The following is a 22,832-nucleotide window of genomic DNA, read 5'->3' as shown; positions in this document are numbered from 1 at the left end:
GGGATGTGCGCCGCTCATGGTTGAGAGACACGGCAGTTTTTGAGAATTATTTCGATGAGATCGCTCAGATTGCATTGATCGCGCGTCGTTCCATTGAACACGGAAAGCCTGAATTACTTGGCCAGCTGATGGATCAAAACCATGCGTTATTACAATGCATGACAGTCTCCTCTCCCGTACTGGATAAATTAGTGGATGCCGCCCGCAAAGCTGGCGCGCTTGGCGCAAAACTCAGCGGCGGCGGACGGGGCGGTAATATGATCGCTTTGGTGGAGCAGGATAAGGCGGAGGCTGTTGCTAATGCATTAATCTCCGCTGGCGCAAAACGGACGATCATCACTGAGATCAGTTAAAACTGTAATGCAGTCTTATGAACAAAAATGGCTCGCTCCCATTCCGCCTTATCTCGCCGTGTGGGCGGGATTGTTTTTGTTCAAAAGCGCATGGATGACTCTGGTCGGATTCCATATTGCGATTCTGTTGACACTTTTGTTTTTGCGCCTCAATCTTCCAGTCAACATTCTTCTCAAAAGCAAATTTCCAAAATGGATACTGGTCAGTGTGCTGATTTGCAGTACCAGCGGAATTGGATTGTATTTTCTCTGGGATCTATTTGGTATTGCCAGTGACCTGCCATCTCAGTTAAAAAATATCGGCTTGAACTCATCCTCATGGCCGATGTTCATGACTTATTTTGTGCTTGTAAATCCATTCGTCGAAGAATATTTCTGGCGCGGTATCCTTGGCAGTGATTCCAAACAGTTGTATTTCATGGATGTGATTTTTGCCGGCTATCATGTGATGATCTTGTGGGGCAGGGTCCAGCCATTCTCCATTCTGTTCGCGTTTGCAGTTCTCACATCCGCGGGCTGGCTGTGGCGTCAGATCGCACGGGAGGATAAAGGTCTTCTGGCGCCAGCGCTGGGTCACATGACTGCTGATTTCTCGATACTATTAACAGTCTATTGGCTGACAACGTGACTCATTAATCAGACCATCATGGCCAGAAATTGTTCAATATCGTTCGTTGCAGTTTGCGCAGCGGGTGCGATGCGGCGCGATACACCGATGTACTGGTCGAAAGCATGGACCGTATCTGGAAGTTCGATATACACCGAAGGGACGTTCACTGTTTGCAGGGCATGATGTAACTTCCTGCCCTGTGACGCGTCGATCACAAAATCATTGTCGCCGAAGATCTGCAGAGTTGGTGGGCAGCACGAGTCAACGTATGTGAGCGGAGAATAAAGGCGGTATTTTTTGGGTACTTCGTTCAATGTGCCACCAAACAAATTTACCAGCAGCAGCGCGCCGCCGGGAATGTTTGAATAGCGATAAGCGGGGAAAGCGCGCAAACGGGTCAAAAATTTATCCAGCCAGGTTTTATCGTGGATATACGGCAGCATGTCCTCTGTGATGGTTGAACTCGATTCTGGCTGACCTGGATTCGCTTCGCCGTATTCATGAAAATATGCATCCATGTCCGTGATGCCTGCAATCGAGATGACTCCTCGAATGGATGTATCAGCATCTACTCGCTTGGGTTGGAAGGACGGAATATTCGACGAGTATGCCGCAAGCAATGCAAGCTGCCCGCCGCCTGCGCCGCCCATCAACACAATTCGTTCGGGGTCAATATCAAGACGTGCGGCATTTGCTTTCATCCAGATGATGGAATGCTTGACATCATTCAGCATTTTTTTCATGTCTGCTTCAGGCGCGAGCGAGTAGGCCAGGTCCATGACCACGTGGCCCTGATTCACCAATCGCGAAAACAACGGGCGAGAGAGAAAATCCTTGTCTGCGGCCTGCCATAGGCCGCCGTGCAGGTAGATAATGGCAAGGCGGGTGCGCTTGACTTCGGACGGCGGCAGCCACAGGTCGCAGTAAAGAGGCGCCGCATCGCCAATGTTGATATCCCTTTGATAGAGTCCGAATGGTTTGGACGGCTGGATCAATTGATAGGGACGCGATAAACGCTTCCACAGATCGGGGTCGATCCGCTGCCCCCAATCCTTTCCGAACGCAAGCTCGAAGGCATCCTGCCGTTTCGTTACTCGGACCGTATGTTTGATGCCGGCAAACGCGCCAAACAGCCCGCTGACGGCCGCTTCGCGGTCACCGCGTATGAACCCGATCAATGCGCCGAGTCCTCCCGCGATGGCGAGGAACGGCGCCCATGCGCCCGCCCATAATTTTGGCAGCCATATGACCCCGCCCGCGCGGCCTTTGGGTGAGCGGATGAGGGTCAGTAGGCCAAAGAATGCCGAGAGAAAACTGAGGAAACGGGAAAGTTTTTTCATGGTCGGCATTATATCCCCATGTGGGCAGTTCAATTATGAGACTTCGGAAATCATCGTCGTATAATCAGCAGGCCATATCCCTGAACTCTGGAAAATACATGAACATCTTTGTTTTGAAATTAATTCTTGCCCCGATCATTATCGGCTCCGCCAGTCTTGCGGGTCGTCGCTGGGGACCGGCTGTCAGCGGCTGGATCGTCGGTATGCCGCTCACATCCGGACCGGTCATCTTTTTTGTTGCGCTAAGTCACAGCGCCGCTTTTGCGGCAAATGCCGCGCTGGGCGTGTTGAGCGGCGGACTATCGCTTGTGGCCTATGCATTAACTTATTCATGGCTGGCGACGAAGTTCCGCTGGCAGATCTCCATCACAGGAAGTTTGCTTGTTTTTGCCACGAGCACTACGATCTTGCAAAACTTTACTTTTCCTCTCCTGCCTGTCTTTTTCATGGTAGCCGCAGTGATCGTGCTTGGTTTGCGGTTTATGCCCAACGATACTGTGGTGAAAGAAAGTGAAACAAAGCCGGGTAAATGGGATATTCCAATCCGTATCTTGATCGGAACGAGTTTCATTTTGTTGTTGACCGGCGTTGCGCCGTTGATCGGTTCACGCTTGACCGGATTATTAACCACCATTCCGTTATACGTCACTATTCTGGCGATCTTTGCTCACCGGCATCAAGGTCCAGCCGCGGCGGCGCATGTCTTGCGCGGACTGCTCTATGGGATGTTCGCGTTCACGGGATTTTTTATTGTCTTGAGTCTCTTGATCGAAAAGACAAGTTTGGCCGTTTCTTTCGGAGCGGCGGTGTTGACTGCGTTGGTGATTCAAGGCTCATCTTTGTATATTTTGAATTTGTTGCACAGAAAGTAGGGGCGAGGTCACCTCGCCCCTACTTTTCTTCCGGTGGTTTGACAGAGCGAAATTCTCTGAATAATAAAAGGTCATAAATGATCTTAAGTCCGCCGGCAAGGAAGAGCGGCGCGTTGAATAAAAACGGAATGCTAAAGAAGAAGCCTGTCAGCATGGGAGAGATGGCTGCGCCAACAGAACGCGCGATGGCGGTCACACCCGAAGCGGCGGACCGTTCGTCGGGGGCAACAACAGCCATCGTGTAGGATTGACGCGTGGGGACATCCATTTGCGAGATGCTGAATCGCAGGAGCAAAATCCCAATGGCGAGAGGCAGGTTTGGCATCAACGGAACGAGCATCAATAAAATATTCGATGGGATGTGCGTGAAGACCATCGTGTTGATCAATCCGATCCTTGCAGCGAGGGGCACAGCTAGCAATGCCGAAATTCCTGCGAGCACATTTGCGCCAAAGAAGATACTGCCAAGTGTTCCAGAGTCCACACCGAACTTCACATGGAACCAGTATGCGATCATACTTTGCACAACCAATCCGCCGGCGAATGCATCCAGTGCAAAAAGAGCGCTCAATTTGAAAACAACTTTGCGCGAGCGATGCAAGCCAAGAGTCTTTTTGACATCTGTTTTTATTTCAGTCACTTCGATTGCGGATGATACTCCCATGAACAAAATCAAAAGTAAAATTCCGCCAAGCCCGTATCCCATCAACACAACGCGGTATGACTCCAGTTGAGACATGCCGTTGCCATTCAAAATCTTTGCCAGCCATCCGCCCGCGAGCGCACCTGTTGCAGTTGCGAACGAACCGACCATGTTGTACCATGCGAAGAATTTCGTGCGTTGTTTGTCGGGGATGAGTTGAGACAGTCCTGCCTGTTCCACGGACAGGAACGGCCCGATCTCATTTCCGCTTGGACTGATGACGCCGATGATGGCAGCCGCCATTAACAGAATAATATTATTTGTGATGACAAACACGGCACCCGCCCCGACCATGAGCAGGGCGCCGACCAACAGAGTTTTCCTGCGCCCGAATTGGTCTGCGTGTGTGGTAAGCCATAATGTGATGCCTGCGTCGCCGGCCAATGTCAGCGTAAAGAGCAGACCGATCATCTTTTCGTCAAAGCCTGTTTCAGCGAGATAAAGCGCGAGCACAACTGAGAGAAATCCGTAGCAGAACAAACGAATGATGCGCGTGGAGAAAAGCAGGTTGATGTCGCGTTGATGGGTCATGCTGTGTCCTATATTTTTTATTGGGAAAATACTGCCAGCGCGCCTTGCGGGTTGATAATACTTTGCAGTTCAGAGAAAGGGATCACCACAAGCTGCGGACCCGCCGCGTACGCAGCAACCTGATACGCGTCAAAGGTGATGACCAGACCTTGATCGGAAATATTCCAGCGCTGGTAGTTTTCTGCGAGCGGGTCCGCGCCGGCGGAGAACATCTCAAAACCAATATCGCGCGTAGACAATTGAGCTTTGCAGAGATCCGAGAGCGCTTGAAGGTAGTTCGAACCTGAAAGGAAAAGCTCATCCAGGGTGATCTCTCTGCCACTCGAAAGATCGTAATTCAATGTGCGGCTGTATCCGTTTGGATGCGCTGCGCCGTCTGAAAAAACATAGATTTCGAGTTTGATGCTCCAAATATCCGCGCGCTGACCGATGATCGAATACTGCAAGTCAAAACTGCTTCCTGCCCCGATGGGAGGGTTGGATGCAAAAGCAAGTACATCGTTCTTGAATTGATCTATTTCATCCTGGATAATTTGCTCTATGAGCGTATTGAAGTTCGTCACGCGCGGGTCACTTGAGCCTTGAAGAGTTGTGATCTGTGCTGTGATCGTGTACACGGGCGCAATCCCTGTTTCACTGAATGGCGAGGATTGTACGGAAACCGTCTGACTCAGCATGGGCGTTGGCGGCGGGAGCGTCGGCGCGGACGGAGTGAGGGTCGGGATCAGTGTGAAAGTTGCTTCAATGTTGACGGCTGGCGCAGTGGCCGAGATGGGCAGGTCGACCGGCGGGTTGTCCGGGGTGACTCCGGACAGGCTGCATGCCAGTGCGCTCATCAAAAGAACAACTAACAAGAATAGATTTTTCGTTTTCATAATAACTCCTGCTGACTCGGGGATTGCTTCGTCGCCGTATGGCGGCTCCTCGCAGCGACATTGAATTTTTATTTCTTCGCCACATCCAAACGACACCATGCATATAAGGCATCGTAGACTTCAAATTGATTTTCTATATTTTCGAGGTCATGCGGAAAGCGCAAACTGTATCCGCTGGCGATGGCTTCCAATCCGCGCGCGATGGGGTCGGTATCAATATCTTCATCCACATCCGCCGCATGGACGATCTTTGCCAGCCGCAAAAGTCCCGGCTCCTTGAGTCCATATTTGACGATGATCGATTCAAACGAACAGCGTCCATCCACGTGACCCAGTTCCACGCCGGGCGCGTCGTAGGGAATCGCTCCGGTCTCTTTGACAACTTTCTCAATTTGACTGGCGGGTACGAATAAAAATTCCGCTTCGCTGTCTATGAAGCGGGTGATCAGCCACGGGCATGCGACTCGGTCAACGTGTACGTGGGAACGGGTGATCCATTTCATGGAATTCTCCTCTTGCAGATTATTTACAGAATGGGTTTCAAGCTTTCCGCCCAGATACGGATGGCATTCCAGTCACGGCGATCTCCGCGCGGGAAAATACCCAGGGCGACGGTGAGGCGTAGCATGAGTGTATCCCAATTGAACGGTAGTTTGCTGAAATCCAGCATTCCTGCAAAGAGACCTTCGCTGAGCGGTTTCACTTGTTCGCGCACAGGCGCAACCCATTTTGCCACTGCTGAGCGGTATTGATCGCTGTTTGACATTGCCAATGTGATGCAGACTGTAAACTCTGCGAATCGCTTCTGTGCCAATTCCGCCCGATGAGTCTGGATAAACTGCATAGCCTCCGGAAGCCATTTTGAACCACGAATGGCGCTGCCTGCAACAACAGCTTGGTACAAGGAAAGATCTGTCACTTCATTCATTGGCAGTACATCCACTAGCGTGCCATTTTCGGCGAGAGTCTTGCCGATGGCTTCTGCTACTTCCGCAGTAGAACCTGCGCGACTGGCATACGTAACAAGAATTTTGTTCGACATTTTAGCTTCTCCTTTTATATCAATTTCAAGAACAGATAGCTCATTGCAATTGTTTCAAAATTTCCAAGGTCTCAATTTTTCCGCCGATGCCATTCTCGCCGCCGGGACCGACACAGGATGGACAGCCGTCTTCACATTCGCATTCGCTGACCAGTTCGTAGGCGCGGCGGATCAGTTCATCATGGATCTCAAATAATTTTTGACTGAATCCGATTCCCGCCGGGACATGATCATAAAGAACAACGGACGGCATGTTGTTGGCGGGCTTCCAGACCGGGTCTGTGTGAATTCCCAAGTCACGCGGATCGCACATCAGGAATAATGGCGCGAGGTTGCCGAGGACGAATCCCAGCCCGGCCAGTCCACTGCGGATGCGGACGTTTTGTTCCACTTTTTTATGACAGGTCGGGCAGAGGGTGGTGAGATTCTCCAAACGATTGGCTTGATCGCGATCCAATGCGCCTTCACGCACAAAGGCGCGGAATGGGATCTTATGATGCACATCATGCTGCCGTCCGCTTTCTACTGTGCCGCAGACCTGACATTGATATTGGTCGCGTGCGCGCACACGCTCACGGATCTTCAGCCAGTCGGGGCCGTAATTGTTTGGGTCGTTGGACCAGCTCCCAGCGTCGCGCAGATGCGAGACTGTTTCTTCGGAAAGAGAAAGCCAGTAGCCGGTTGTCTGTAATTCGGACGGGGGCATATCCAGCGGTTCTTCTCCTAAATTTTCATATGTGAACCAGCGGATTTTTTTGAAGCCGACAACTTGAGTTGTCACTTGAATTTCACCGTATGCTTTTTCGCCGCCGTTGATTGCGGAATGCTCATTGGTGGAAAGCACTTCGATCTCAGAACTTCTTTGCGCTTCAGTGTAGTAATCGAGGCCGACTGGAATGAGCTGGGCGAGCTGATGTTCGAGATTGAATTCCTGCACAAAATATTGCTGGCCTTCGTGCATATAGATCGCGCCGGGGTGAACCATCCACGCCGCGCTTTCACCATCGACTGTTCCTACTGTCCACGGTCTGCCATCTTCGGTCATGCTTTGCAGAACAATGCTTTGCGGCGATGCGGAACGCAGTGAAATATTCGCGGCGGGATATTGATCCTTCATCCAAAAATATTTTTCGTCCGAGAAATGCGCATCTTGATTTGCAACCAGGAATTCGAGATATTCATCGAGCAGCTCATCGGAGATGCTTCCGAAGCCATCACCCTTTTGAAATGGCAGCTCGAACATTGCACAGCGCAAATGCTCGAGCAAAATGAGCAAATGATTTGGGTTGAGAAGTGCCTGCTCCGGCGAACTGCCGAAAAAATATTCGGGGTGATGCGCGAGGAACTGGTCCAGCGGATTCGGCGACGCGACCAACACTGACACGGCTGGATCATCTCCGCGTCCCGCCCGGCCCGATTGCTGTCTTGTGCTTGCGATGGTGCCCGGATACCCGACAAGGATCGCTGCGCCCAATCCGCCGATGTCGATTCCCAATTCAAGTGCATTGGTGGCAACGACAGTTTTGACAGAACCGTCGCGTAATCCCTGCTCGATCTCGCGGCGTTGATGCGGAAGGTAGCCGGAGCGATAGCCGCGGATTTCAGATTGACGATTGACGATTGACGATTGCAAGTACGTCAAAATGATTTCCACACTGCGGCGCGTCCGTGCAAAGACAACAGATTGAATATTATGATTCAACAAGTCTGTTGCAAGGCGTACGCTTTCCAATAAACTGCTTTTTCTTAATCCCAGCGAATGGTCTGTAACGGGTGGATTGTAAATAATGAAATGACGTTCGCCGCGCGACGAGCCGTCGTTGTCAATGAGTTCAACATCTTCTTCAATTAAGTTTTCAGCAAGTTCCTTTGGATTGCCGATCGTTGCGGATGCGAGAATGAACTGCGGCTTTGCTCCATAAAAATTCGCCACGCGTTTGAGTCTGCGGATGACGTTGGCGACATGCGAGCCAAAGACTCCGCGGTAGGTGTGGGCTTCATCGATGACGATGAATTTCAGGTTGCTGAAAAATTCGCTCCAGTTAGAGTGATGCGGCAAAATTCCAGTATGAAGCATGTCTGGATTTGAGAGTACGATGCGGGCGTTCTTGCGAATCGCAGAGCGTTGTGATTGAGGGGTATCGCCGTCATAGATTGACGATTTCAGATTTGCGATTTTCGATTGGATGGATTGAAGATTGGAGTATTGATCCTGCGCGAGGGCTTTGGTCGGGAATAAGTAAATCGCACGCGCTTCGGGGTTTTGGATCATTGCCGCGAGGACGGGCAGGTTGTAGGCGAGAGTCTTTCCGCTGGCGGTGCTGGTCGCGAGGATGATATTTTTTCCAGCGCGGGTATTTGTCCATGCTGAAAGTTGGTGCGAGTAGAGGCTGTCAATGCTGCGGGTGGATAATGCCTCTCGTAGTGCGGCAGGCAGATCGGTCGGGAATGGATGCGTCTGTGCCGCGCGCGGCGGAGTTGTTCTCCACGCTGAAAAATTCGGCGCGGTATTTTCGTCCTGTTTCCAATGCTCAAATAATTGTTGAAGGTGATTCAATTTGTTGCCGATTATGCACTACTAGCTGACGGTTCTTCACCAAGTGTGTGCAGGGTACGGAACGCCCATGCGCCGATCCCGAATGGAACCCAAAAGGTGACGGTGCGATAGGTGAGGGTGATCACGACCGCCTGACTCCAATTGACGTTCAGGGATGTCAGCGCGAGGGGCATTAGCCCTTCCACGATGCCGATGCCTGAAGGCGTGGGAGAGACGATCAGAAAAAGATATGCGATCGAAAATCCTGCGATGATGGTGCCGGCGGAAAAGGGAACTTCAAAAGAAAGAAATGAGAATACCAGCACAAGCATCAGTAACCCTTTGTCCAAAATCCCCCACAGGATCGGCCTGACCAAACTTGACGGTTTTTCGGTTAGTCCGGCCAGCCCTTCCGAAACCTCATGCGCGAACTCATGCGCGCGAACTTCACTCAGGTAATCTTCCTTGCGAAAGAACTTTACAACACGGTTGATGCCCCGCGCGATCTTCCCCAGCAGGTTGCCTAGTTTTTCCTCAGAGCGATATCCAAGGTACAGCACAAAGGCGTATGTGACGGCGGTTCCAAGCAGGAACAAGGAAGCTGATATTTCGCCTGCCTTCAAATCATTGCGGCGAACCAGCACCATCAGTCCAAGTGACAGGACAACCAGAAACGCGGCTTGATCAAGCAGCAGGAATAATGCGGCGGCGACTGTTACTTTGCCGGGCGGATGCCCGCGCCGCCGCGCTTCGGACGCAAAGAGGGCGATTCCGCCTACGCCGGCAGTTGGTGCCACCACGTTGATGAAGTTCGCCGCTGTGGATATCCTCGCCAAAGTCTGCACAGATTCGTGTACTCCAAGCAGATGAAAAATGGATTGATACATGCGCGCCGTGGTGACGAACCAGATCAGTTGAACAAGGATGGCTAGAATAAAAAAAGTTAAGTGCGCTTTTTGCAAAGTTTGCATGATGGTTTCCAGTTCACTGAAACTGATCGCCACCACCGCAATGCCAAGAAATAATATAACTACAACAAATAATTTCTTCATTCCTGTGATTATACACACAAAAAAAGAGCAGACTTGCGCCTGCTCTTAAGTTCTGGACTGCGGACTTCAGTCCGCACGATAAAGGCAGACTTCAGTCTGCAATACGTTTTATCTACGTCTGCCGCTGCCAACCAGTGAAACATAATACAGCAATTGCAGGATGGCTGTGATTAACCCGGCCACATAGGTCAACGCAGCTGCGTTCAGTACGGCGTTGACACCGCGCTGTTCTGCTTCAGTTTGGATGATGCCGGTTTGCACGAGCAGCTGCTTCGCGCGGGCTGACGCGTTAAATTCCACGGGCAGGGTGGCGAGGGCGAAGACCGCTCCGCCGGCGAAAATAATGATTCCCAGCCAGGCGAGTTCGGTAAAGCGCAGGAATAAACCGATCATGATCAGTATCCAGCCGAGATTGGACCCGATGTTAACGACCGGCACCAGCGCCGAGCGGAATTTGAGCGGGAGATATTCTTCCGCGTCCTGCATGGCGTGACCAAGTTCGTGCGCCGCGATGGCGAGCGATGCGACCGATGCAACATTCGCAACTCCTTGTGAAAGGAAGAGGGTTTTATTGCGCGGGTCGTAGTGATCGGTCAGCTCGCCGGATGTGGTTTGAATTTGCACGCCGTATAAATTACCGGCATTCATTAATCGCTGCGCGGCTTGCGCACCGGTCAATCTGCTGGAAGCCTGTACGCGGCTCCATTTGTTGTAAGCTGATTTGACATACCAGGAGGTGAGTCCCATCAGAATGAATGCTGGGAGCATATACATTAAATAAGTTGGGCTGAAGAACATTTTTATTTTCCTTTCTATGAAAAATTGTTGACTCTAACTATATACGCAAGGCAGACAAGTTAAGGTGTATGAACCGGCGTGACTGTTGGGGTCGGGCGCGGCATGGATGTTGGAAGCGGATTTCCATTAATGGTCGCCAGCAGGGTTTGCGCGGCGGCATCAAGCTGTGGATCGCGCCCGGCGGCGAAATCTTCGTCCGTGAACTCTACAAAGATATCAGGCGAAAGCCCAACATGGTCAATGGAGCGTTCATTGGGAGTCAGCCAGAGCGCCATTGTGATGCCTACAGCTCCCTGATTATTTTGAAGTTGAATAAAACTTTGGACTGATCCCTTGCCGTAACTTTGGGTGCCGATCAATTTTGCGCGGCCGTAATCTTGAATTGCACCCGCCACAATTTCTGCCGCCGAAGCGGATCCTTCATTGATGAGCACCACCATCGGGATGTCTGTAGCCTCCCCGCCGCCGATGGATTCATAAGAGGTAAGTTTGCCATCCCCAAATTTTTCGTAGACAACGATCTTGTCTTTTGGCAGGAATTCAGAGGCAACGGAAATTCCTTGATCCAGATAACCGCCGCCGTTATTGCGCAAATCAAGGATCAAGCCTTTCGGATTTTGAGCGAGCATCTCATTGATGGCTTTCTTTAATTCCGTATCCGCCGTATCCCCAAAAGTGACCAGACGAATGTAGGCGATGCCGTCGGGACGCAGTTCATATTCAACCAGCGGGGTGACGATCTTGGCGCGCGTGATCTCGACGTCAAAGGGCGCGTCCGTGCCTTTGCGGAATATTGTTAAAACCACTTCTGTGCCGCCCGGCCCAAGTACTTTCTGGCGAGCATCTTCCGGAGAAACGCCGGTCATATCCACCCCGTCAATTGCGATGATCTGGTCGCCGGAGCGCAGTCCCGCCTTCTCGGCCGGCGAGCCTTTGATGGGACTGATGACGGTAAGATATTCCTTTTCAACGTCAACGTACGCGCCAATACCTTCATAATCCTTGCCGTTCAGGGCCGCGTCGCTTTGTTCCAGGGCTTCGGGATCGTAGTAATAGTTGCGTCCGACTTTTAGCGTATCCATCATGCCGTTGATCGCGCCGCGCATTAACGCTAGATCGTCAACAGGCTGTTCCACATAGTTCTCATGGATCAGGTTCCAGGCTTCCCAAAAAGGCGCGAAGGTATTTTGTAATTCTGACGGAGTGATTGACTGTTGCTCAGGCGCTGTGGTTGGCGGCGCATCCACTGTGGGCGCCTGCAAGCCGGGTAAACCCGAAATGGGCAGGAGATGCCCGGTGGCGAATCCGCCTGCAAATGAGCCGAGCGCGATCACAGTCACAACCAGTACGACCAATATATTCTTTAAAGTTTTATTCAAAATAGCCTCCAGTTTGGCTTTGTCTCGATAAAAAGATACCATTCGGGGATTAATGTTTGCTGAATTCTTTATACGATTTGTGTAAGAACGCAGATGCTTTGCTGAGCGAGCGGATACTATTCAGATTCCCCCGAATCCCCTTTCTTACCCTTTTCCAGTTCTTCGATCTTTTGACGAAGCTCATCCATCGAGTTATCTTTTTTTTGCGTGGATGTGTTCAGCGATTTGCTGATCGTTTCCAGAAACCCTTTTTGTTTTGAGTTGGCCGCCCCGCGCGCGATGGCGTACATGACGAAGTTTGCGCCGATCACAAGTAGAATAAAAAGCAAGGCGCCGATCACTGCTTTATTTGATTCCACGATTATTGTGCCTCCAGAATTCCAGTCAATTGATGCCAATCCGAGAAACTCGCATCGGCATCCCCGTTCATATATGTCTCTCCGTATAAAATGCTGAACATGCCGGCCTCACGCGCAGCGCGGGTTGTGCGTTTAAGGTCATCGATCATCACACAGCGCGATGGGTCCGCCTCGCCGGCCAGCTTCATGGCGATGCCAAACGACTCGGGCATGGGCTTGCAGTACGGGGTGACCGTGTTCACATCCACAATGGATTTGAAAAGGTCACGCAGGTTGAGCACGGTCAATACCCTTTCAGCATGGTGAATATCCGCGTTAGTGAAGATCAGGTTGCGGGTTGGGAGAGATGCGATGATCGAGCGCTGCAGTGGATCGGGAGTCAGGTAATCGCCGAGGGGCAGGTCGTGTACATAAGCCAGGAAGTCATCCGCGTCGAGTTGGTGATTCGCCTGCAATCCGCGCATGGTGGTTCCGTACTGCAGGTAGTATCTTTCACGCAGCTCCGGGATTTTCTCGACAGGGAGGTTCATACGGTCGCGCATGTAATCGTTCATACGTCCCTTGATGGCTTTCCATAGATTTGTGCTGGGAGGATACAGCGTGTCGTCAAGATCGAAAAAGATTGTGCTAAATTTCATTGCGCGATTATATAATACCCTGTCCGCAAATTCCGATTCAATTTGAAAAAAAGCGCAATTCGCGTGCGTCATGGGTATAATCCGCCAATGCCTATTCGTCTTTTATCCTCCGAAGTTTCTTCTCAAATTGCCGCGGGTGAAGTTGTTGAACGTCCCGCATCCGTTGTTAAAGAACTGACTGAGAACGCGTTGGATGCCGGCGCGAAAAACATTTCCATTTCCATTGTAGATGCCGGACGGACGCTGATCGAAATTGCGGACGATGGGCATGGAATTCCGTCCGATGAATTGGAATTGGCTGCCGCGCGTCACGCGACCTCAAAACTGACCCAGTCTGAAGACTTATTTCACATTACTACTTTGGGATTCCGAGGCGAAGCGCTCGCTTCGATTGGTTCCGTCTCGCGCATGAGCATTACTTCCAGAGTGGCATCCGCGAAAGAAGGTGCGCGCTTAAAAGTGGATGGCGGAGTTTCAGGAAAAGTTGAAAGGGTCGGCGCTCCTGTTGGAACTGTGCTGCGGGTGGAAAATTTGTTTTACAATGTGCCCGCCCGTTTGAAATTTTTAAAAGCAGATGTCACCGAAAGACGCGCCATTGATTCTTTGATCACGCGTTATGCGCTGGCGTATCCGAATGTGCGCTTCAAAGTGACGGACGGCAAACAATCCACTCTGCAAACCTCCGGAGACGGCGACAGGCGTTCCATTCTCGCTGCGTTGTATGGCGTTGATGTTGCCAAACAGATGCTGGAGGTGATGGCTCAGGAAGACGGCATATCACTCACTGGTTTTATCAGTCCCACTTCTTTGACCCGTTCCAATCGAAAAGAGATCACATTCTTCGTCAACGGGCGCTGGGTGCAGGAATTTTCCCTGACCACAGCGCTGCTGCAGGCTTATCACACCCTGTTGATGGTGGGCCGCTATCCGCTCACAACGTTATTTTTGGAGATCGCACCTGAAGATGTGGATGTGAACGTACACCCCACAAAAGCGGAAGTGCGCTTTAAAAGCCAGGACAAGGTCTTTAGTTTCGTGCAAAGGTCAGCGCGAAAGGCTTTGATGGCATACACACCTGTGGCATCCGTCTCGCCGCAAATGTGGGGTTCGCGCTCGGGGTCAACTGAGAGAAGGGAAGTGGGTATAGATTGGAGTATTGGGCATTCCAGTGATCAGTTGACAGTGGATGGTGGACAGTTCTCAAATGCAGAAGAAACGGTCAACGGTCAACGGTCAACCATAAACCCATCTTTCCTTCCTGTTCCCCTTTTACGCCTCATTGGACAGATCGGATCAACCTATATCGTCGCCGAGGGACCCGACGGGTTGTATCTTGTGGATCAACATGCGGCGCATGAACGCGTCCTATTCGAGAAGTTGATGGCGCAACACGATAAGAAGAATATTCCGTCCCAATCATTGCTCGCCCCGGAAATCGTGACTTTGCCCCCTCAGTCTGCAAAGATGCTGGTATCACAATTGCCTTTCCTTAATCACTTTGGTTTTGAAGTGGAGGAATTTGGCTCGAATACCTTTCAGGTGCGTGCCATGCCTGTCTTGTTTGCAGGCGGAGATCCGTCATTTGCGCTGAGGGCTTTGGTTGAGGATTTTGAAGAGGATGAAGCTCCGCTGCAGACAGAGATCGAAGCGAAACTTGCAGCACGTGTCTGCAAACGGCTGGCCGTCAAAGGCGGACAGACTCTCACAAGCGAGGAGCAACGTCAACTTTTGAATGATCTTGAAGCCTGCAATTCTCCGCGCACTTGTCCGCATGGCAGACCGACTATGATTCACCTGTCCGTGGACACGCTGGAGCGTCAATTTGGCAGAAAGGGTGCGCGATAAAGGCGCGGCCAATGGCCAGTTTTTAGAATTGAAAGGTGGACGGAAATATTCAATGAATAGGCTAAAATGATGTTATGAAAAAGTTGGAGCAATTGATCTCTCCAAACAAAGTTGGGGAATTATTTGAGAATATTCATGTCATGATCACACTGGTAGACAGCAGTGGCGCCTTGATTTCGTGGAACCATGCTTTTGGGGATTATAAAAAATCGAACTCCCCGATCAATAAGCTGGAGGATATTTTCCTCCAGCAAGACAGGCATCAGGTCAACTTCAAATTAAGCGCCGCCTCTCAAGAGCATTGGACATCCGAGATCATTTCCAATAATGGCACCCCATCTTTTTTTGATTGCGCCCTGATTCCGATGTCAAACGGGAATCTGCTATTTACCGCCGAGAAAATTGCGTCAACGCCTGATACTCAAAAGCTCATAGATCGCTTGAACAGGCAGGTTAAAATGTTTCGTCTAGAGAGTGAAGCGGCGAAAAAGATCGCCCGCAATAAACAGGTCGAAATGGAATCGGTCATGATCCAGGCCAGAGAAGTGGCGCAAATCGATCCGCTTACGTTTTTGCTGAATCGGCGCATGATCGTGAAGGAACTTCAGTCTGAAGTGATCCGCGCTGTTCGATATAACTCCCCGCTTTCGATTTCAGTCATGGATATCGATTATTTCAAGAGTGTCAATGATACCTACGGACATTTGGTGGGAGATGAGGTCTTGAGACAGGTTGCTTATCAGTTACGCGATCATACCCGCCAACCCGATATTGCCGGCCGTTATGGCGGCGAGGAATTCCTGATCCTTCTGCCTAATTCAGATCTAAAAGCGGCAGCGGAACAAGCTTCCCGCTTATGCAGGCAGATCAGTCAAGCTGTGGTGCAAGTCCAGGAACACAGTATTCATGTGACGGTCAGTATTGGGATCGCCCAGTTTCGCCACGAGGTTGATACATGGGATACCCTGCTGAACCGTTCGGATAACGCCATGTATGAAGCGAAAAGGGCAGGACGTAATCGCTGGGTGGTGGACGAATAAAAACTCGCAGAAGAGATTCTGCGAATTTTCTTAATTCGGTGAAATTATTTTATTTCCCAGAAATACTTCACGGAATGCGGCGCTGACCTTCTCTTTAACATGCGCCATCAATGGCGGGGGATAAAGCAGGTCTGCCAGTGAAACAACGGGTTCATTTAGTCCGCAGGGGATAATACCTTCCCAATATTCCATGATTGGATTCACATTCAAGGCGAAGCCGTGACGGGTGATTCCGCGCGCATCCACTTTGACGCCGATGGCGGCGATCTTGGCGGGTTTTTGTTTTTCCTCGGGCCTGCAGCGTGGACAGCGCGAATAGACATCCGCCTGTACCCAGACTCCGCTCATGCCTGACCGCTGACCTGCGCCGATCCCGAAGTGCATAAGCGCCCCAATGAGGGTTTCCTCCAACCTGCGGATATAGCCCACGTAGTCAACCTCAGGAGGTTTGTTGTCATTGTTGATCTTGCCAAGCGGGATCAACGGATAGCCCACCAGCTGACCTGGACCGTGATAGGTCACATCCCCTCCGCGATCCACCCAGTGCGTGGTGATGCCTTTTTGCCTTAGCTGCTCTTCGCTCCAAAGCAGGTTATCAGCACGGCCTTTTCTTCCAAATGTGTACACATGGGGGTGTTCAAGCAAGAGCAGGGTTGGCGGGCGTTTTCCTTCAGCGATCTCCGCAGTATATGTATCCTGCAATTTCCATGCGATTCCGTACTCAATAAGACCCAGATCAATAATGTCAAGTTGCATATCACTAATCTCACAGGGATGGGTTCCCGCCCCTGTCTTTTTATCCAAAGATTCTTTTAGAGAGGTCTGATTCCAATAATCCATGCGGATCGCAGCGCTTCTTCAGTTTCATAAATTTTGCAACGGTTTCTTTTCCATAGAAGGCAAGCGTAGTATCGGCTGTGGTCTCGCTATTTTTGGCAAAATAGAATCGCCCACCGGCTTGCAGAACGATCTTGTCGAACTCCTGGAGCATGGCACTTAACCCGGCGCGATTGCGGTCGGTCACCTTGAAGTCCATCGCCAGCGAGAATCCGTCCACGGCGTGGGTTAGCAGGAACTTATCCGGGCGGTGGCGTTTGGTCACGCCAAGGTAGGAAGGCAGGCGGCTTTTGAACGAGAGCTTGAGCATTTCGCTCCATGCGGATTCAGCGGTCTCCTTCGGGATGAAGGATTGATATTGGATCAAGCCGCCGCGTCCATAGGATAGCTCCCAGTTGGGAACATAATCCAAGAGAAAATGGAACGCCGCATGCGGCTGGCGGAAGGTGTGCGTGCGGAGCGATGCAATATACTTTGCGGTGTTCACTCCCCACCAGCCCAGGTTGTTGGCGAAAGGCCGCATGAACATGTACAAAATTGATTTTGGGAACACGCCGAATATGTACGGCGGCAGCACCTGGTTTTCCAGTTTCATTGTTTTCTGCGGATCTGGGTCTTCCCCTTCATGCAGGTAACGCGCCGCGTGGATCTGGCCGCGCCCGAGATTTTTCCCGCCATTCAGCGTATCCATCCAGCCAACGATGTAATCGTTACGCGGAGCGCCGTCGAGCAGGGCGGAGATGTGCTCGTGCAGATTATGTACTGGAAATGCGTCCACCGTTACCAGTCCGGAGTGGATGCGCTTCATCTGCAATGTGACGGAGGTGAATATGCCTAGCATTCCCAATCCGCTGATCAGTGAATAAAAAAGATCTGCGTTTTTTTTTGGTGAGCAGGTCACTTCCGCGCCGGTCGGAAGGGTGGCAGTGAATTCCACCACATGTTCGCCGATGGTGCCCATCTTGAAATTATTTTTGCCGTGGATATTCGCGCTTAAGCATCCGCCCAGCGTGGTACGCATCGTGCCTGAAACAACGGGCGGCCACCAGCCGTCTGGTTCCACCTTTTGCCAGACCTGTTCGAGCGTCACGCCTGGCTGCGCGGTGATCAGCCCTGTGGATTTATCCCAGCGGGTGATGGCATTCATGCCGCGCATATCCAGTACGATGCCGCCGCCGGAAAGGGCAGCGTCGTTATAACTACGTCCCGCGCCGCGTGCAGTGATCTTCAATCCTGTCTTTTGGGCGTGGGCAAATACTTCAGCGATCTCTTCCGGGATGTTGACCTTGATGAAATAGGCCGGCGCGCTGTGCGAGTGGCCAAAGTTTTCCAATTGGGTGAAGCTTTTTGTAATATTCATTGTGGCTTACCATGCAAATGCTTCGACTTCCCGAAGCGTTGATTTAAAAACTAAGACGGCGGAAGATGAATGAAGGAATATGGCGGATGACCAGCATGATCAACTTCCATATTCCTGAGACGTAAATGGTTTGCCTGCGTCTTTTCATTCCATCCCAGATCAGGTCTGCCGCCACATTGGGCTCGACTGCGAACATGAGCTTCTTTACATTCTCAAGCGTAGGGGCTGTTTTTACAAAGCCCGGCTTGACCGTAAGTACGCTGACGCCGTGACGGCTAAGGCGGTTGCGCAGCGCTTCGAGATAATTGGTGAAGCCGGCCTTGGACGCGTTGTACCCGGGGTTGCCCACTCGCCCGCGGTCGCCGGCCACAGAAGAGATGCCGACGATCTGTCCGCTTTTTGCGTTCTGAAAGAGCGGTGCGACCGCGCCGGTCCATGCCATGGCGCCGAGCAGATTGACCTCGACCATCTTTTGGTCTTCGGCGAAATTGTATTCATCCATTTTCGGGAAGTAAATCAGGCCGGCGATATATACCAGCGTATCCAATCCGCCGAGATCTGCAATGACGCGCTGCAGCAGGGATGGGATGGTGCTGTATTTTGTGATGTCATGTTCATATATCAGCGCGCGCGGTTCGCCTGCAGCTTGGTTAATTTCATCACATAGGATTTGTAGTGGGGTTTTGTTGCGGTCTATCAGCGCAAGGGTAAATCCCTCGCGGGCAAGTTTGCGGGAAAGCGCCGCGCCAATCCCGCCTGAAGCGCCAATGATAATTCCCCGTCGGCGTGGATTCAGCGGTGTGGCTGGAGCAGGCTTGGGTGAGTCGGACACGTAAACCTCTTTTTGAAATGATATTTTTCATTCTAACACAGTATAATCTTGTCAAAAAATAGTTGTTCTTTTAAACAAGCACGTGCTAAATAGTACAAACGGTCAATGTGCTTTCCATGGGAAGCATGATAAAAAGGTAAGTATGAAAGTTGAAAACCAAACACAGGCGGGTGTTTTCCTGCACGCGTGGCAGATCATTGAGAAAGACAGCACCATACCTCTTGATGAAAAAAAAGCAATATTAAGATTGATCAAGGTTTTGGTGGAGGCAGCTGAATCTTCGCCATACCCTCGTGAAATTAACAACCAGATTAAGACCTTTACCCAGGAGATCATCTCCAAGCATGCTTTATTGACCCTGGTCAAACAGCAGGCTGATGAACTTGATGCGCTTAAGAGCCTGAGCTTGAATTTGACATCCAGCCTGGATTTACAGACCGTGTTGGACGCTGTGGTGACTGAAGCCATGCGGCTGGTGAACAAAGCTGAAGCAGCACATATCTTTTTATACTCACATGAGAAACTGGAGTTTGGGGCATCCTTGAATGCCCAAGGCGTGAGGAACAAGCCCTTTGCACCGCCTCGCCCCGAAGGATTGACGCATTCTGTGGTGAAGTATGGCAGGCAGATCATTGTTGAAGAAATTGCCAGCCATCCTCTGTACAAAAATCTTCCTTACGATTGGATCGGTTCGATCGTGGGTTCCCCGCTCAAATTCAAGAATTCGATCGTTGGGGTAATGAACCTTTCCAGATCTGTCGCGGGAGCCTTTTCAAAGGCGGAATTGCGTCTGGTCGGTTTGCTTGCGGATCAGGCTGCTGTAGCCATCTATAATGCGAGCCTGCATAAGCAGGTGACTGACCTGGCAAATACTGATAGTGTCACCGGTCTGCCGAATCGGCGTGCATTGGATGAACGCTTGCAGGAAGAGATGCGCTACGCAAAGAAGATGAATTCCATGTTCTCGATCGTGATGATGGATGTTGACGGGTTCAAAGGTGTGAACGATGTCTACGGTCATGCCGTTGGGGATGAAGTACTTAACTCGTTGTTCAATTACCTCGCTGAAAATATGCGCACGACCGATTTCCTCGCCCGATATGGCGGGGATGAATTAACTCTGGTGATACGGGATGCGGGTCAGGAAGCGGCTGAGATAGTGACGCTCAAGATCCTTGAGTTGATGAAGGCGTATGACTTCCCTTATCCAGGCACAAAAAAGATCCAACTGGGTATTTCGGCTGGCATTGCAGTGTATCCGCTTCATTCACGTTCTGCGGGTGACCTTTTACGCGCGGCAGACATGGCTTTATATCAATCCAAAAAACACAACCGTGGATTGTTTACGGTTGCAAATGGGGTAACTGCGCCCCTTAACCCCATCTCGCTTAATCCCCAGGAATGAAGACTGGTTGTTTGAATATCGCGCGCCTGATTTTTTAAGGCGCGTTTTTTTATTGTGTCCATGATTTTTTTTTGCAAGAAAACCGAAATACCCGCCACGGGGTTATAGATAGATATTCAAGCATTAGGAGATTTCCATGCCCCGTAAAGTAAAACTCATTCTTAATCCCATGGCAGATATGGGACGCGCCTGGAAGACAGCCAATGATCTGCGTCCCATTGCGCAGGAATTCAAAGGCGAACTCTCCTGGAGCGGAACGGTATACCCGACGCACGCGATTGAACTCGCGAAACAAGCCGCGGAAGAAGGCTGCGATATGGTCATTGCCATGGGGGGCGATGGGACTGTCCATGAGGTGGTGAACGGCCTCATGCAAGTCCCTGAAGAGAAGCGGCCGGTTATGGGAATTGTGCCGATCGGCTCCGGGAATGATTTTGCCTATTCGATCGGTCTCACACAAAGACCTGCTCATGCCCTTGCGCATGCTCTTCATGGGGGGAATATTCAACCCGTGGATATTGGATTAATGACTGACGAGCATGGGCGCAGGGAATATTTTGATAACACCCTCGGGATCGGCTTCGACGCGGTTGTTACCATTCGTTCACATAGGCTGCCCATCGTCAAAGGGTTTCTTATGTACCTTACAGCGGTCATTCAAACCATCATCTTGAATCACAATCCCGCCAGAATGCGGATCGAAACAGAAGCTGAGAAATGGGAGCAGAACGTCATCATGCTTACCCTTTGCAATGGCCCGCGTGAAGGCGGCGGTTTCATGCTCTCGCCTGACTCAAAAAATAATGACGGCAAAATGGAATTCCTGACCGTCAACAAAGTCTCGCGCGGCATGATGTTTCGCCTGGTGCCGGAATTCATGAAAGGCACGCACATGCGCTTTAAACAGATCCGCATGGGTGAATTTAAAACATTTTCGATCACATCTGATCTTCCGCTTTATATCCACGCGGACGGCGAGATCTTTACGAGTTTTGGCAGCAATCTGCGTAAGGCGGGTTTTGAGATTTTGCCGCAGGCATTGAAAGTGGTAAAAGGATAGCGGAAAATAATTTCAAGACATCCCCTTCAAACAGGGGATGTCTTTTTTGTAAGCAATTTAACAAATCCTAAAATCAGTAAACCCTGATAGTGAAAAACATAACATTTTTTTAAGACAAGCGTACTTGTTCATACCTGTGTTTTAGGCTATTATCTTTAAGTCAGGGGCGACTTACGCCCCATAAACCTATATCTCTTAAGAGGAGAAGATATGAATAAACGTTTCATTTTTGTCCTGCTGACCCTCATCATTGCCGCTTCGATGATGCTGTCGGCCTGCGCCCCGGCTGCCACCGAGGCTCCTGTTGTTACTGAAGCCCCTGTTGTTGCCACCGAGGCACCCACTGAGGTTCCGACCGCCACTGAGCCTCCCGCTCCCGCGATCGGTTCAGCTGATCACCCGATCAAAGTGTTGTTTGTTCCCTCCGTGGATGCGAACATCATCGTAACCGGTGGTGAAGTAATGGCCGCCGCTTTGAACGAAGCCACTGGCTTAACCTTCGAAGTCACCGTCCCGACCTCATATGCCGCGACCATTGAAGAAATGTGCGCTTCCCCTGCCGATACGATGGCTTTCATCCCTGGCTTGGGCTACGCTCTCGCCAGCCAGTTGTGCGGTGTGGATGTTGCTTTCAAAGCTGTCCGCTTTGGCTACCCTGTTTACTGGGCTGAGTACATTGTCGCCCGCGATAGCAAATTCCAAACCCTTGCCGATCTGGAAGGCGCAACCTGGGGGTATGGCGACCAGGGTTCAACCTCTGGCTACATGGTCCCTGCCGTTGAATTTGCCGCGGCCGGCATCACTCCTGGTGAACAGAAACAAACCGGCGGTCATAACCAGACCGTCACCGCCGTATACAATGGCGAAGTTGATTTCGGCACCGTCTTCTATAGTGTTCCTTTGAACCCCGAAGGCAAACCAGTCTTTAGCTATGATGATTTTGTCGCCGGTAAAGTCACCGATGACATGTACGAAATCCCCGCCGAAGCGATCCCGAACTGCGCTCCTGATGCTGAAGGCAAGAAACTCTTCTGCGACGGCTGGCGTGTGCTCGATGCCCGCGCCAACATCCGCACGGAAGCTCCGGATGTGATGCAGAAAGTTCGCATCCTCGCCATCTCTCAGGCCATCCCGAATGATACACTTTCCTTCGGACCTGAATTCCCGGCTGATGTACGCGCCCAGATCGAAGCAGCCCTCGTTGCTTTCGCTGAGAGCGAAGCCTGGGGTTCCTCCATCGGCAGCGCTGATTTCTACGGCTGGTCTGGCATTGCCCCCGCCACCGACGCGGAGTATGACATGGTTCGCGCCATGGTCGCCGCAACAGGTTACGAGGCTCCCAAATAGTTTTGTACCCGCAATAAA

21 protein-coding genes and 1 pseudogene are annotated in these 22,832 nt (G+C 51.1%); 8 read left to right on the top strand and 14 right to left on the bottom strand.

Annotated elements, in window-relative coordinates:
- Positions 1 to 353 (top strand): annotated as a pseudogene (locus tag IPL17_RS03935) (mevalonate kinase); the annotation flags it as partial.
- A 7-nt stretch (positions 354 to 360) separates the two neighbouring features.
- Positions 361 to 981, top strand: coding sequence for a CPBP family glutamic-type intramembrane protease (locus IPL17_RS03930; RefSeq protein WP_345305777.1), 621 nt, complete (start codon positions 361 to 363; stop codon positions 979 to 981).
- A gap of 8 nt (positions 982 to 989) precedes the next feature.
- Here the strand turns inward: IPL17_RS03930 and IPL17_RS03925 are convergent, their stop codons facing one another.
- Positions 990 to 2,303 carry an alpha/beta hydrolase gene (locus IPL17_RS03925; protein WP_345305776.1) on the bottom strand — a complete coding sequence of 438 codons (1,314 nt, stop codon included), beginning with the start codon at positions 2,301 to 2,303 and terminating at the stop codon, positions 990 to 992.
- Between the two features lie 98 nt (positions 2,304 to 2,401).
- Here IPL17_RS03925 and IPL17_RS03920 point away from each other — a divergent pair, with 98 nt between their 5' ends.
- On the top strand, positions 2,402 to 3,175 hold the full coding sequence (locus IPL17_RS03920; protein WP_345305775.1) for a hypothetical protein: 774 nt from the start codon (positions 2,402 to 2,404) through the stop codon (positions 3,173 to 3,175).
- A 19-nt stretch (positions 3,176 to 3,194) separates the two neighbouring features.
- Here the strand turns inward: IPL17_RS03920 and IPL17_RS03915 are convergent, their stop codons facing one another.
- The 10 genes from IPL17_RS03915 to IPL17_RS03870 all read right to left on the bottom strand — a co-directional run bounded on the left by IPL17_RS03915 (position 3,195) and on the right by IPL17_RS03870 (position 13,088).
- Positions 3,195 to 4,409 (bottom strand): MFS transporter, encoded by a 1,215-nt coding sequence (locus IPL17_RS03915; RefSeq protein ID WP_345305774.1) that lies wholly within the window; start codon positions 4,407 to 4,409, stop codon positions 3,195 to 3,197.
- A gap of 17 nt (positions 4,410 to 4,426) precedes the next feature.
- A complete protein-coding gene (locus IPL17_RS03910) occupies positions 4,427 to 5,284 on the bottom strand; it encodes an RsiV family protein (RefSeq protein ID WP_345305773.1) in 858 nt (285 codons plus the stop codon).
- A gap of 68 nt (positions 5,285 to 5,352) precedes the next feature.
- Positions 5,353 to 5,787 carry a chromate resistance protein ChrB domain-containing protein gene (locus IPL17_RS03905; RefSeq protein ID WP_345305772.1) on the bottom strand — a complete coding sequence of 145 codons (435 nt, stop codon included), beginning with the start codon at positions 5,785 to 5,787 and terminating at the stop codon, positions 5,353 to 5,355.
- Between the two features lie 23 nt (positions 5,788 to 5,810).
- The gene (locus IPL17_RS03900) at positions 5,811 to 6,326 is read right to left on the bottom strand and encodes a flavodoxin domain-containing protein (RefSeq protein WP_345305771.1); all 516 of its coding nucleotides are present in this window, start codon (positions 6,324 to 6,326) and stop codon (positions 5,811 to 5,813) included.
- A gap of 40 nt (positions 6,327 to 6,366) precedes the next feature.
- Positions 6,367 to 8,883: a DEAD/DEAH box helicase gene (locus IPL17_RS03895; protein ID WP_345305770.1), complete on the bottom strand. Its 2,517-nt coding sequence runs from the start codon at positions 8,881 to 8,883 to the stop codon at positions 6,367 to 6,369.
- Between the two features lie 11 nt (positions 8,884 to 8,894).
- Positions 8,895 to 9,914 (bottom strand): lysylphosphatidylglycerol synthase transmembrane domain-containing protein, encoded by a 1,020-nt coding sequence (locus tag IPL17_RS03890; RefSeq protein ID WP_345305769.1) that lies wholly within the window; start codon positions 9,912 to 9,914, stop codon positions 8,895 to 8,897.
- Positions 9,915 to 10,022: 108 nt separating this feature from the next.
- Positions 10,023 to 10,712 carry a zinc metallopeptidase gene (locus tag IPL17_RS03885; RefSeq protein ID WP_345305768.1) on the bottom strand — a complete coding sequence of 230 codons (690 nt, stop codon included), beginning with the start codon at positions 10,710 to 10,712 and terminating at the stop codon, positions 10,023 to 10,025.
- 59 nt (positions 10,713 to 10,771) lie between these two features.
- On the bottom strand, positions 10,772 to 12,091 hold the full coding sequence (locus IPL17_RS03880) for a S41 family peptidase (RefSeq protein WP_345305767.1): 1,320 nt from the start codon (positions 12,089 to 12,091) through the stop codon (positions 10,772 to 10,774).
- A gap of 116 nt (positions 12,092 to 12,207) precedes the next feature.
- Complete coding sequence (locus tag IPL17_RS03875) at positions 12,208 to 12,450, bottom strand: hypothetical protein (RefSeq protein WP_345305766.1); 243 nt, start codon at positions 12,448 to 12,450, stop codon at positions 12,208 to 12,210.
- A 2-nt stretch (positions 12,451 to 12,452) separates the two neighbouring features.
- On the bottom strand, positions 12,453 to 13,088 hold the full coding sequence (locus IPL17_RS03870) for a pyrimidine 5'-nucleotidase (protein WP_345305765.1): 636 nt from the start codon (positions 13,086 to 13,088) through the stop codon (positions 12,453 to 12,455).
- Positions 13,089 to 13,175: 87 nt separating this feature from the next.
- Between IPL17_RS03870 and mutL the strand changes: the two genes are divergently transcribed.
- Both mutL and IPL17_RS03860 read left to right on the top strand, forming a co-directional pair.
- Positions 13,176 to 14,933, top strand: coding sequence for a DNA mismatch repair endonuclease MutL (mutL, locus tag IPL17_RS03865; RefSeq protein WP_345305764.1), 1,758 nt, complete (start codon positions 13,176 to 13,178; stop codon positions 14,931 to 14,933).
- 74 nt (positions 14,934 to 15,007) lie between these two features.
- Positions 15,008 to 15,973, top strand: coding sequence for a GGDEF domain-containing protein (locus IPL17_RS03860; protein WP_345305763.1), 966 nt, complete (start codon positions 15,008 to 15,010; stop codon positions 15,971 to 15,973).
- A gap of 30 nt (positions 15,974 to 16,003) precedes the next feature.
- On the opposite strand, the gene lipB is transcribed toward IPL17_RS03860, so the two are convergent.
- From lipB to IPL17_RS03845, 3 genes are read right to left on the bottom strand one after another with little or no spacing between them, the layout of a single operon-like run.
- Positions 16,004 to 16,729 (bottom strand): lipoyl(octanoyl) transferase LipB, encoded by a 726-nt coding sequence (lipB, locus tag IPL17_RS03855; RefSeq protein ID WP_345305762.1) that lies wholly within the window; start codon positions 16,727 to 16,729, stop codon positions 16,004 to 16,006.
- Between the two features lie 40 nt (positions 16,730 to 16,769).
- Entirely contained in the window at positions 16,770 to 18,170 is a 1,401-nt protein-coding gene (locus IPL17_RS03850; RefSeq protein ID WP_345305761.1) for an FAD-binding oxidoreductase, read from the bottom strand.
- Between the two features lie 43 nt (positions 18,171 to 18,213).
- A complete protein-coding gene (locus IPL17_RS03845) occupies positions 18,214 to 19,002 on the bottom strand; it encodes an SDR family NAD(P)-dependent oxidoreductase (protein ID WP_345305760.1) in 789 nt (262 codons plus the stop codon).
- Between the two features lie 142 nt (positions 19,003 to 19,144).
- Between IPL17_RS03845 and IPL17_RS03840 the strand changes: the two genes are divergently transcribed.
- From IPL17_RS03840 to phnD, 3 genes are all read left to right on the top strand, one after another.
- The gene (locus IPL17_RS03840) at positions 19,145 to 20,407 is read left to right on the top strand and encodes a sensor domain-containing diguanylate cyclase (RefSeq protein WP_345305759.1); all 1,263 of its coding nucleotides are present in this window, start codon (positions 19,145 to 19,147) and stop codon (positions 20,405 to 20,407) included.
- Positions 20,408 to 20,543: 136 nt separating this feature from the next.
- Complete coding sequence (locus IPL17_RS03835) at positions 20,544 to 21,467, top strand: diacylglycerol kinase family protein (RefSeq protein WP_345305758.1); 924 nt, start codon at positions 20,544 to 20,546, stop codon at positions 21,465 to 21,467.
- Between the two features lie 210 nt (positions 21,468 to 21,677).
- Positions 21,678 to 22,814, top strand: a complete 1,137-nt coding sequence (gene phnD, locus IPL17_RS03830) for a phosphate/phosphite/phosphonate ABC transporter substrate-binding protein (RefSeq protein WP_345305757.1) — start codon at positions 21,678 to 21,680, stop codon at positions 22,812 to 22,814.
- Positions 22,815 to 22,832: the final 18 nt, after the last annotated feature.

The organism is Candidatus Villigracilis saccharophilus (genome assembly GCF_016711665.1).
This window is presented reverse-complemented; position numbering and strand designations above follow the sequence as displayed.

Bases quoted from the DNA above. Each gene is read 5' to 3' on its own strand.
- IPL17_RS03870 (WP_345305765.1), bottom strand. From the start codon at position 13,088: ATGAAATTTAGCACAATCTTTTTCGATCTTGACGACACGCTGTATCCT.
- lipB (WP_345305762.1), bottom strand. From the start codon at position 16,729: ATGCAACTTGACATTATTGATCTGGGTCTTATTGAGTACGGAATCGCA.
- IPL17_RS03905 (WP_345305772.1), bottom strand. From the start codon at position 5,787: ATGAAATGGATCACCCGTTCCCACGTACACGTTGACCGAGTCGCATGC.
- IPL17_RS03840 (WP_345305759.1), top strand. From the start codon at position 19,145: ATGAAAGTTGAAAACCAAACACAGGCGGGTGTTTTCCTGCACGCGTGG.
- mutL (WP_345305764.1), top strand. From the start codon at position 13,176: ATGCCTATTCGTCTTTTATCCTCCGAAGTTTCTTCTCAAATTGCCGCG.
- IPL17_RS03890 (WP_345305769.1), bottom strand. From the start codon at position 9,914: ATGAAGAAATTATTTGTTGTAGTTATATTATTTCTTGGCATTGCGGTG.
- IPL17_RS03850 (WP_345305761.1), bottom strand. From the start codon at position 18,170: ATGAATATTACAAAAAGCTTCACCCAATTGGAAAACTTTGGCCACTCG.
- IPL17_RS03925 (WP_345305776.1), bottom strand. From the start codon at position 2,303: ATGAAAAAACTTTCCCGTTTCCTCAGTTTTCTCTCGGCATTCTTTGGC.
- IPL17_RS03915 (WP_345305774.1), bottom strand. From the start codon at position 4,409: ATGACCCATCAACGCGACATCAACCTGCTTTTCTCCACGCGCATCATT.
- IPL17_RS03885 (WP_345305768.1), bottom strand. From the start codon at position 10,712: ATGTTCTTCAGCCCAACTTATTTAATGTATATGCTCCCAGCATTCATT.
- IPL17_RS03910 (WP_345305773.1), bottom strand. From the start codon at position 5,284: ATGAAAACGAAAAATCTATTCTTGTTAGTTGTTCTTTTGATGAGCGCA.
- IPL17_RS03860 (WP_345305763.1), top strand. From the start codon at position 15,008: ATGAAAAAGTTGGAGCAATTGATCTCTCCAAACAAAGTTGGGGAATTA.
- IPL17_RS03835 (WP_345305758.1), top strand. From the start codon at position 20,544: ATGCCCCGTAAAGTAAAACTCATTCTTAATCCCATGGCAGATATGGGA.
- IPL17_RS03920 (WP_345305775.1), top strand. From the start codon at position 2,402: ATGAACATCTTTGTTTTGAAATTAATTCTTGCCCCGATCATTATCGGC.
- IPL17_RS03900 (WP_345305771.1), bottom strand. From the start codon at position 6,326: ATGTCGAACAAAATTCTTGTTACGTATGCCAGTCGCGCAGGTTCTACT.
- IPL17_RS03930 (WP_345305777.1), top strand. From the start codon at position 361: ATGCAGTCTTATGAACAAAAATGGCTCGCTCCCATTCCGCCTTATCTC.
- phnD (WP_345305757.1), top strand. From the start codon at position 21,678: ATGAATAAACGTTTCATTTTTGTCCTGCTGACCCTCATCATTGCCGCT.